This is a genomic window from Pseudarthrobacter sp. AL07, assembly GCF_029960665.1.
GTDB lineage: Bacteria > Actinomycetota > Actinomycetes > Actinomycetales > Micrococcaceae > Arthrobacter.
Genome location: NZ_JASBRB010000044.1, coordinates 1 through 10118, shown reverse-complemented (window position 1 = coordinate 10118; position 10118 = coordinate 1). Strand labels below are relative to the sequence as shown.

The window sequence follows — 10118 nt, the reverse complement described above, 5'->3', positions numbered from 1 at the left end:
TGTGACTGTTAACTTGGTTTGGCGGTTAAACCGCAGCTTGAAATGGCGGTTTTGCCATTCCGTGTGCGGCGCCTGAGCTGACGCCTTCTCGATTCGTGTCAGCTGTGTGCGGCTGCTGCTGCAACACAAACCGTTCAGGACCGTCCACGGGAGCTCTTCGTTCCGGAGGCGGCGTTCGGTCCACCGGCGGGCCAGAGCGAATCCGAGGTGATCGCCGTCATCGGCGAGGATGGTGTAAGCGATGTGCCGGACTCCGTCGCGTTCGGCGGCCGTGATGACGTTCTCGTGCCGGTTGGTGGCCACGTCGTCTTCGGCGGTCCCGGCAGAGATGAGCACCAGTGTCTGCACGCCGCCGATGTCGAGCGTTTCGGGATCGTCAAAGTCCAGCCGACGGAACTGCTCGTTGTCGGCAGGGTTTGCGGGTTCCCCCGGCTGCCGGCGCACCGGATTCCGTGAGGTGTTCGAGGACTGCTGTAGTGAGGTGTCCGGAGGCCCCGGTAGCGAGAATCGTGCCTGCGCTCTTTTCGCTGCTACTTTTCGGTAACTAGGCTCATCCTCGGTAATCGGTCGAATCTGCACAAGGAGGCACTCTGGTGTTAGGCAGTCACCCGGTGGTCTTGTGGGGTGTCATTTCACGGTGAGGGTGCCTTTCATGTTGCCGTGGAAGGTGCAGTGGTAGGGGTAGGTGCCTGGTTCGGTTGGGGCGGTGAAGGTGCCGGTGCCGGGTTTGATGTTGGCGTCGAATGCGGCGCCGGTGTCGGCGGTGATGGTGTGCGCTTCGATGTCCTCGTTGGTGACGGTGATTTCGGTTCCGGGGCTGACGGTTTCGGCTCCCTTGTATGTGAAGCCCTTGATCAGGATTTTTGCTGAAGCCGCGGCGGCTGAAGAGGCCGGGCTGGGGGTTGAGGCAGTTGTTTCAGTGGTGGCCGGGGCTGCCGTTGGCTGTTCTGCCGCTGTTGTCGTGCCGGGCCCGGGCATTCCGGGGTTCCCGCAACCGGAGAGAGCCAGCGCCGCCGCTGCTGCGGCGAGTCCGAGCGCCCGGGTTGTTCTGCTGTTGGCGGTCATGATGAAACCTTTCGATGGCTCCGGGGTGGTGGTGCGGAGGGGGTCAGGGGTGTTTGATCCAGCAGGCGAGGATGGTGGTGGAGAGCTGGTAGGCCAGGGCGTTCCTGGTGATGCTTTCCGGCCCGATGGTAGCCGGAAGGTTGGAGGCGTCCACGTGCAGGATGAAGTTGTCTTTTTGGAAAATGGCTGACCCGTCGGCGGTTTCATAGGCCGGGAAGCCCAGGTTCGCGAGGCCTTCGATGGGTTTGGCTTCTTTCGCGAGGGCCTGCATCGCGTCGAAGTATTTCAGGGCTGAGGCCTTGTCAGCGGCTTCCTGGACCGAAATTACCAGTGCGCCTTCGTCCAGGTGGTAGGTGCAGGTGAACGTGCTGTCGGCCCAGTCGTTGACGGTGTGCGGGCCCGAGTCCAGGTCAAGGATGGTGGTGAGCCTGTCCATTGGCTGGTCTCCGCAGACCATCAGGGCAGCGTCGCTGGGTCCGTCCACCGTTGCTCCTGGCGAGGACGTTCCCCCGTTGTGATGGCCGTCGCCGTGGCTGGCGGTGTGCCCTGGCTCGGGCGTAGCTGCGGACGGGGCCGGCGTCGAAACCTCCGATGGCGCGGAAACGGAACCGGCAGCGGCTGCGCAGCCGGAAAGCAGCAGAGCGGATAGGGCCACGGAGGCCAGCAATGGCTTGTGATGTTTCACAGCGCTTCCATCCTGGCCGCCCCGTTGTGCGGGTCAGCGGCCGTTGTCAGGCTTTGAGTTTGGCGTAGATGACGTAGTTGTCATCGAAGAGCCCGGTGGCGGCGTCGTACCCGTCGCAGGTGATGAGCCGGACTTCGGCTCCCGGGGTGTTGCCGTAGACCTCGAGGGTCGGGAATTGGTCCTTGCTGTAGAGGGCTCCGCGGTCAACGGTGAACACGGCGGTGCTGGCGTCGGTACGGGACACGTTGATTTCGTCGCCGTTTTTGAGCTTCTGGAGGTCCGCGAAGACCCCGGTGTTCCCGCCCAGGGCGTTCACGTGCCCGAGCATCACCGAGGGCCCGCGATCCCCCGGGGTCGGGGAGCCGTTGTACCAGCTGGCGGGCGCGCCGTTGCCGGTATCTGGTGGTACTTCCAGGGACCCGTTCTCGCGCAGCCCCAGATGGAGAAGATCCGTCCGGATCCCGATCGAGGGAATGCTCAGGGTGAGCGGATCTGAAGCGCCGAGCACCGGCGGAAGCTGCTGCGTGGGCGGGGCCTCCGGTGCCGGGGGCTGACCCGCGGGAGCGCTGGGCCCCACCGAAGGTGAAACCGAAGCCGAAGGAGCCGGACCGGCGTCCGGGGAGCCAGCGGGTGCGGCGGCGCAACCGGCCAGGGTGAGCAGGAGCAGAACCCCGGCCGCCGCGGAGGCCAGCAGGCTTCCGCGGCGGCTGGGGTTCTTGGTTGTCACAGTAGTGATCCGGTCAGCTCGTGCTTAGGCGGCTGAACGGGCGCTGCGGCGGCGGACCACATAGGCTCCGCCGGCGAGTGCGACGAGGACGAGGCCGCCGCCGAGGGCGAGAGCTCCGGCATCGGTTCCACCGGTTTCCTGGGTGATGCCGGTGTCAGCACCGCCCGCGGGCATCTTCATCTGACCGGCCTTCAGTGTCCCGCACAGGGCAGGGGAAGTGGCGGCCAGCGGAAGTGTGGGGGCCAGGTCGGACTTAGCGGCCTGCGCTTCAGCACCCAGGGTGGCGGGGTCAAGGCCATGGACCACCACAACAGCCGTGCCTGCTTTCAAGGCTGCCTTGGTTTCGGCGTTCAGTTCGAACGTCCGGTCAATGGTGTAGGCGGCGCCCTGGCCGGCCACCTTGAGGTCAAGGCCTGCCGCGGGGCTGGTGTCGCCGCTGGTGGACAGGGTGGTCACGATTCCGCCGTAGGAGGGTGCGCCTTCGGTGGTGTTGATAACGCCGTCACCGTTCGTGTCGGCCGAGGGGGCCGGGCAGGCGCCCTGGGCTCCGCCGTGGATGTGCTGGACGTGCGGGTATGGGGCGTCCATGAAGGTGGGGGCCAGGCCTGCCACGTTCAGGACGACATGGGCCTGGTTGCCCGTGACGTCAACAGTGACGGTGCCGGAGGCGGAGCTGCCGTTGAGCTGGCCCAGGTTGGACTGGTAGGACTGGTCCGCGGCCATTGCCGGGGACCCGGAAAGGGCAAGTGCGCCCAAAGCCAGGGTAGGTACTGCCATAAAGCGGAGTGTCTTATTCATGTGAAATATCTCCTCAAATACACGCGCGTGTGATGTTGACGACGTCCCAAAGGAAGGGACACAAGCACTTCGAAGCAAAACATCAAAACGATGGGTAAACAAGTGATATGGACCATAATTATTGAGTTGTCGCATTTTGAGTTACACCCGGTGTGAGCCGGGCAGGCCACGAAAGGACCTGCACAGGCTGGAACTTCCGGTGGTTCCTCAGGTCCGTGACTGGCCGTGACGCCCGCGCTTCTGGGTGGCTGATCCGAACCGCGCTCCTCGCTGTTGCAGGGCAAAGCCGGACAGGGCCAGGCCACCGGCGACGGCTTCAGCGACCGCCGTGAGAACCTTGGCCGTGTACCAGACGGGTTCGTACATCGAGGGCAGCGGCCCGATGGCCGGGACCTGGACGTACCGGTAAAGGATGACCGCGGCCAGGGAAGAGAACCCCACGGCGGCGGCGGCCGCGAAAGCGGTCCGTGAACCTCGAAGCAGAACAAACGCCGCGGCCAGGACCGCCGCACCCGCCTGGATCAAGAACAGGGTGCCCTGTCCGACACCGCCCGGGGCTGCCTGCTGATAACCCGGGGCGAGCTGGACATGGATCACCGCGCTGATCATCAGGCCTGCCGCGACGCAGATCCGCAGGATCCAGAGGGGATGCGTCCGTTGGGGAGGGTTTAGTTCTAATGAGCTCATTTCACGACCAGCGTCCCGCTCATCTGGGGATGAAAAGTGCAGATGATCGCGTACTCACCCGGGACATCGGGAGCCTGAAAAGTGACTGTCCCGCCGGCAGGGACCTCAACGTCGAAACCGCCTTCGTCCTTGGCGGTGACCGTGTGCGGGGCGCTGTCCGCGTTCGTCACCGTCACCATAGCCCCCGGCTTCACGGACGCCGGAACCTCATATGCGAAGTCCCTGATCGTAATGGTCGCCTCACCGGCCGGTGCCGAAGCATCAGCTGACGGGGCAGCAGCGGCGCTGCTGGCCGGAGGCGGCGTGGTATATGAGCCCCCGCCCGAACCGGCGCATCCTGTGATGCCGGCTAACGACACAGCCGCTGCTACGACCAGGGCCCTGTTGATCATTCTCATGACAATCCCTTCCAGGGATGCGTCCTCCACACGCCGGACGGCGCGCCCATCAGGAAACCACCCCGCACACACCCTATTCGTCACCGCCGCTCTCGCGGACTGCCCCGCCGCCACTAAACAGGCTGACCATGCCCGCAGGAAGTTTTCCGATGGTGAAAGACAGCATGCTGATGGTCTGTCTAGGCTGGCCCCATCCGGCGCACTACACACCGCAGTACACATTCAAGGGTGAGTCATGACCGAAATCACTGCACATCACGGATTGTTCAAGGACACCAACCTGCACGTGGATGACACCGGAGGGCAAGGGCGACCGGTGGTCCCGATTCACGGGTGGCCGCTGTCCGGGGAAGCGTTCCAGGCCCAGGCGCCGGCCCTTCAGGACGCCGGATACCGGGTCATCACCTATGACCGGCGCGGCTTCGGCCGCAGCGACAAACCCCTGACCGGCTACGAGTACGACACCTTCACCGAGGACCTGCACGCACTGCTGGAGCAGCTTGACCTGGATGAGGTCACCCTGGTCAGTTTCTCCATGGGCGGGGGAGAGTCGCCCGCTACTTCACCCGCTACGGTGCCGAACGGCTCCGCAGCGTCGTCTTCGCCTCCGCGGTCCCGCCCTACATGATGCAGACCGAGGACAACCCTGACGGGCCCCTGACCAAGGACGCGGCCGCGAAGATGACCGCTGACCTGACCAAGGATGAAGATGAGTTCTATGACGGATTTACCCGCACGTTCTTCTCCGTCAACGGAGAACTCATGGTCAGCGAACAACAGCGCCAGGACGCCATCGCGCTGTGTAAGCAGGTCGACAAGAAAGCAGCCCTTGCCTGCATGGCCGCTTTCGGAGGCACCGACTTCCGCGAGGACCTGCCCAAAATAACCGTGCCGGCACTGGTGCTCCACGGCGACGGCGACGCCACCGTACCCTTCGCAGGATCCGGTCAGCGCACCCACACGGCCCTGCCCGGCAGCGAACTGCGCGTCATCGCCGTCGCCCCCCACGGATGCAACGTCAGCCACCCCGACGAATGGAACGAAGCACTCATCCAATTCCTGGCCAAATAGCGGTAAGGCCTTCATCGTGGGTGCGCTGCTTCCCGGTGAAATATTCCATTCGACCAGCATCAGCTGAGCCGGCGAAATCGGGGAACGCAGCAACCCAGAGGTCCCCGAAAGGCGGGGCCCGATGGCACTCGGCTATCCGACGTCTTCATGAGATCCGCGGATCGAAGTGCGGATCGAAGTTCTGCCTAAGCGTCGGCCTGCGCGAAGCCAGCGGGCAATATCCGGCGTCCGCTTGTTGATCTGGATCCCCCGGCTATTCCTGTGCTAACGCCAGCGCACAATCCCCGTCGGGGGAGAGCCGGGGGGATTGGAGTACGTCTGACGGACGCATCACATATGCCCAGCTGACGCCGTCCATAAGGAAGAGGACTGAGCGACCCATGCTCAGCTGCCCGACTGACGACATGCTCTTGCCCGCCCCGTTGACCTCCGCGGCGGCTTGTCGCCTCAGGATGAATGCGCCTCAGCTGCCGCCGCTCCTGTTGAGCTTTCCGTTGACGCCGTGAGGGAAGAACCCGCCGGATTTGACCGATTCCGCGGTCAGGTAGGCGATGTTCAGGACCTGGGCGGGGGTACGGCTGAAGGCGAGGGCGTTGGCGTCGGTGGGCACGAGGTTGGCTTCCTGGGCGGTTCCGATGCCCTGATCAAGGTCCGTTGTGCCGTCGAGGCTGTCGCGGGCGTCCGAGATGGCCTGGGCGGGTGCCTGAAGGCCCTGGGCGTACATGGTGGTTCTGATAATGCCGGCGTGGTATGCCTCCACGGCAAGGATGCCGGCAGCCGCCTCGAGGTAGGTTTTATTGTCGATGAACGGGGCAGCACCCTTGTAGGCGGTGACGCCGACGTCTTCAAAAATAAACGCCCCGAGCAGGAAGCTGGTTTCGTCCGTGAACGGGCTGAAGGTCTGGCCGGCGGTGATAAGTCCGGCGGCGAGAGCGGCAGCGGTGAAGCTTGCATCAAGGTCGATCGGCGGGCGGGCCACAGCGGCTTTACCCAGGGCGCTGCGCAGGAACCGGACATGAGCCTCTTCATCGGCAGCGATCTCCACCGCGTACTTCTGGATCAGGCTGCCGGCGGTAAACGGGACCTGACTGCCGCCGGTTACTCCGCCCTTCTTTCCCTTGCCGTCCGTGAGGCTATCGGCCAGGCCCACGCCCGTCACTGCACGCAGATAAAATTCGGCCTCAAGGTATTCCAGATTCAGTGCGAAGTTCAGAATTGCCGCATCACTGGGTCCTTCCTGATCAGTGTGGGCGGCTGCAGACGTGGCAGAGAGCAGCGCCACCGTGCCGCCGATGCCTGCTGCGCCGGCGGCCCTGAACAGTCTGCGGCGGTCAAGGCTGTTTTCCGCGCTGCGGGCCATGGCGTTGGTGATGAATTTCTGGTCGAACATTCGGTTCTCCTGCCATTCAAAGGAAATGGCGGGGGCAGGACTTACTCCTTTAGCGCACCCCAGCACTACGACACCCTCGTCGCCACGGCCTGACCGGCCATGATAACTGTCAGAGTACCCGCCGCGACTACGCCGAGGAAAGGAGTTCGAGCCGAACTCCTGGAAAGAACTGAAGTCCAATGGTTCCTCCCCCGATTAGCTTCCTGAGGTATATCGCGAATACGACCGTATCTGCTACAGACGAGCGCGTGTGTATAGAAAATTCCATGCACACTCGATTTTTGTAGCGAAACTCAGTGCCGGTTTCTATGTGCCGGTTCTTCTACTGGTTGACGGGTATTGGTACATTTGGGTGCATGGGACATCTGTTGGGCTATGCCCGGGTATCGACCGGGGATCAGGACGCGGCTCTGCAGCAGGACGCGTTGAAGGCAGCCGGCTGCTATCGCGTCTTCACCGACACGGCTTCCGGGTCTCTGGAGTCCCGGCCTGAACTGACGAAGGTTCTGGATCAGCTCCGGCCCGGGGACACGCTGGTTGTGTGGCGGCTGGACCGGCTCGGCAGGTCCATCCGGCATCTGATCGACCAGCTCGCCGATCTCCAGGAGCGTGGCATCGGGTTCCGGTCCCTGCAGGAAGCGATCGACACGACATCCTCGGGCGGGCGGCTCGTCTTTCACGTGTTCGCAGCCCTTGCGGAGTTCGAACGGGACCTGATCCGTGAACGAACGAACGCAGGCCTTCAGGCCGCACGGGCGCGGGGACGCGTTGGTGGCCGGCCCCAGCTGCTGACCAAGGACAAGCTCCGGACCGCCCGCCGGATGTATGAGCAGAAGGACATGACGGTCGAGAAGATCGGTGAGGTCCTCGGCGTCAGCCGGACCACCGTGTATCGGGCACTCCGGCGCGAACCGGTCCCTGCTGCGCCGCGGCGGCGTTCAACAGCCACACAGAAAACTGTCCGGTGACGACCGGAGGCAGCATTACCCTGACGGGGGATGCTGCCTCCACGCCTGACCAGACAGCGTTGGTGCGCTGGCAGATCCTGCGCCGGCACGTCGAAGAGGGCGTGCCACTGAAAGCCCTCGCGGCACACGAAGGCATCGGACTACGGACACTGCAGCGCTGGAACGCGGCCCACAAACGCGACGGCCTCGCCGGACTTGGCACGGCAAACCGCGGAACCACCCGGCGCCGTACCGTCCCGGAACTGGTCGCACTCATTGAAGGGCTGGCCCTGGTGAAACCGCCCCTGCCCATAGCCGCCATTGCCCGCAAAGCAAACCGTGTCGCCGCCGACCACGGCTGGCACTCCCTCTCCTACAGCACGGTCCGCTCCATCACCACAGGCATTGACCCCGGCATGAGAATGCTCGCCCAGAAGGGAACGGCTGCCTACCGGGACACCTATGAACTGGCCTGGCGGCACCGGGCCGAGCGTCCGAACATGATCTGGCAGACAGACCACACCGAACTGGACATCCTTGTCCTGGACGCAAACCTGAAACCCGGGCGTCCGTGGCTGACCACGATCATGGACGACTACTCCCGCGCGATTTGCGGCTACATGCTCTTCCTTGGAGCACCGTCGGCCCTGAACACCGCACTGGCACTGCGGCAGGGAATCTGGCCCAAAGCCGGAACCGGCTGGCCGATGTGCGGTATCCCCGACGTCCTCTACGTCGACCACGGCTCAGACTTCACCAGCCATCACCTGGCCCAGACCGCGAAGGACCTGCACTTCGAAATCACCTACTCAACGGTCGCAAGGCCCCAAGGGCGGGGAAAGATCGAACGGTTCTACGGCACCATTAATACGGAACTACTGACCGAACTGCCCGGACGCCTGGCCCGCGGGCACCCGCACCCGGCGCCTGTACTGACCCTCAAGGAGCTGGACACGGCGATCAGCCGTTTCATCACGGAGGACTACCACCAGCGCGAGCACCCCGAGATCAGGACCACACCGCATGATGCCTGGGTAGGTGATGGCTGGCTGCCCCGGCTTCCGGCATCCATGGACGAACTGAACCTGCTCCTGTTGACCGTGGCCAAACCCCGGATCGTCCACCGCGATGGCGTGCACTTCCAAGGACTCCGATACGTCTCGCCTCTGCTGGCCGCCTACGTCCGCGAACCCGTCGTTGTCCGCTACGACCCGCGGGACGTGACAGAGATCCGCGTCTTCCACAAAAACCAGTTCATCTGCAAAGCCGTGGACCCCGACCACGAAACCTCCACCCTCACCCTCAAGGACATCCAGGCCGCACGATCGGCGCGCCGCAGGGAACTGCGCGGACAAATCAACCAGCGCATCGCCGTCGTGGCCACACACCTGCCGGACCTGGCATCAGCGAAACCGGCTCCCGCCCCGGCCCCTGTTGATCAACCCAAGAAGCGCCCGAAGCTACGCATCTACCTGGAGGACGACCGATGACAACACAAAGCTTCATTGCCACCAAGGAGCACCGCCGGTTTGTGGAGTTCGCGGACGCGGTACGCCGCCAGCACACGATCGGCATCTGCTACGGGCAGGCCGGGATCGGAAAAACGCTCTCCGCCAGACGCTACGCCAACTGGCACAAGGCGCAGAAGCTACTGGAGGAATGGGGACCCCGGCAAGAATCCGATCACCAGGTCTACGCCGCACTCGCCCGCTCCCGCACCGTCTTCTACACCCCCGCCGTGCTCACCACACCCAAACAGATCCACGCGGACATCGAGCACACCAACTCACGCCTATCGATCTGCGTGGACCAACACCTATCAGACATCGGCAAGGGGACAGGCCCCCACACCCGCGTCAACAAATATGTCGAGCTGCTCATCATTGACGAATCCGAGCGGCTCAACGCCACCGCCCTGGAACTGCTGCGCGACCGCTACGACCGAGACAACATAGCCCTGATCCTCATCGGAATGCCCGGGATTGAAAAATTGTTCAGCCGCTACGCACAGCTCTACAGCAGGGTCGGCTTCGCCCACGAATACCGCCCACTCGCACAGGAAGAACTGCACTTCGTCCTCGAGCGCCGATGGCACAAACTCGGCCAGACCCTGAACCCCGAAGATTTCACCGATGCTCAGGCCATCGCCGCCATCGCCCGGATCACCCGAGGCAACTTCCGCCTCATCGACCGGCTCTTCACCCAAATCGAACGGGTGATGAAAATCAATGAACTCAGCACCATCACCGACGACGTCATTGAGGCCGCACGCTCAACCCTCGTCATCGGAATCAGTTAGAACCGCCAAACCGAACTGTGAAAAAACCGCCAAACCGAATCAACAGTCACA

The 10118-nt window shown here is 63.6% G+C and carries 10 protein-coding genes and 2 pseudogenes; 4 read left to right on the top strand and 8 right to left on the bottom strand.

Going from position 1 to position 10118, the window contains the following annotated elements; all coding sequences use genetic code 11:
* From QK290_RS17775 to QK290_RS17745, 7 genes and pseudogenes are all read right to left on the bottom strand, one after another.
* Positions 1-444, bottom strand: a pseudogene (locus tag QK290_RS17775) (hypothetical protein); the annotation flags it as partial.
* A 183-nt stretch (positions 445-627) separates the two neighbouring features.
* Complete coding sequence (locus QK290_RS17770; protein WP_282331975.1) at positions 628-1065, bottom strand: cupredoxin domain-containing protein; 438 nt, start codon at positions 1063-1065, stop codon at positions 628-630.
* Positions 1066-1108: 43 nt separating this feature from the next.
* Positions 1109-1750, bottom strand: a complete 642-nt coding sequence (locus QK290_RS17765) for a hypothetical protein (RefSeq protein ID WP_282331974.1) — start codon at positions 1748-1750, stop codon at positions 1109-1111.
* Positions 1751-1796: 46 nt separating this feature from the next.
* Entirely contained in the window at positions 1797-2477 is a 681-nt protein-coding gene (locus QK290_RS17760; RefSeq protein WP_282331973.1) for a sortase, read from the bottom strand.
* 24 nt (positions 2478-2501) lie between these two features.
* The gene (locus tag QK290_RS17755) at positions 2502-3275 is read right to left on the bottom strand and encodes a CHRD domain-containing protein (RefSeq protein WP_282331972.1); all 774 of its coding nucleotides are present in this window, start codon (positions 3273-3275) and stop codon (positions 2502-2504) included.
* 207 nt (positions 3276-3482) lie between these two features.
* A complete protein-coding gene (locus tag QK290_RS17750) occupies positions 3483-3962 on the bottom strand; it encodes a hypothetical protein (protein ID WP_282331971.1) in 480 nt (159 codons plus the stop codon).
* Complete coding sequence (locus QK290_RS17745; RefSeq protein WP_282331970.1) at positions 3959-4360, bottom strand: cupredoxin domain-containing protein; 402 nt, start codon at positions 4358-4360, stop codon at positions 3959-3961. Before QK290_RS17745 ends, QK290_RS17750 begins: the two co-directional genes overlap by 4 nt.
* 235 nt (positions 4361-4595) lie before the next feature.
* Here QK290_RS17745 and QK290_RS17740 point away from each other — a divergent pair.
* Positions 4596-5431, top strand: a pseudogene (locus QK290_RS17740) (alpha/beta hydrolase).
* 463 nt (positions 5432-5894) lie between these two features.
* On the opposite strand, the gene QK290_RS17735 reads toward QK290_RS17740, so the two are convergent.
* On the bottom strand, positions 5895-6821 hold the full coding sequence (locus tag QK290_RS17735; protein WP_282331969.1) for a ferritin-like domain-containing protein: 927 nt from the start codon (positions 6819-6821) through the stop codon (positions 5895-5897).
* Positions 6822-7177: 356 nt separating this feature from the next.
* Between QK290_RS17735 and QK290_RS17730 the strand changes: the two genes are divergently transcribed.
* The 3 genes from QK290_RS17730 to QK290_RS17720 are packed head-to-tail and all read left to right on the top strand — an operon-like array spanning position 7178 to position 10067.
* Positions 7178-7789, top strand: a complete 612-nt coding sequence (locus tag QK290_RS17730) for a recombinase family protein (protein ID WP_282331968.1) — start codon at positions 7178-7180, stop codon at positions 7787-7789.
* On the top strand, positions 7786-9258 hold the full coding sequence (locus QK290_RS17725) for a Mu transposase C-terminal domain-containing protein (protein ID WP_282331967.1): 1473 nt from the start codon (positions 7786-7788) through the stop codon (positions 9256-9258). Before QK290_RS17730 ends, QK290_RS17725 begins: the two co-directional genes overlap by 4 nt.
* On the top strand, positions 9255-10067 hold the full coding sequence (locus QK290_RS17720; RefSeq protein ID WP_282331966.1) for an AAA family ATPase: 813 nt from the start codon (positions 9255-9257) through the stop codon (positions 10065-10067). The genes QK290_RS17725 and QK290_RS17720 overlap by 4 nt, the downstream gene beginning before the upstream one ends.
* Positions 10068-10118 lie beyond the last annotated feature (51 nt).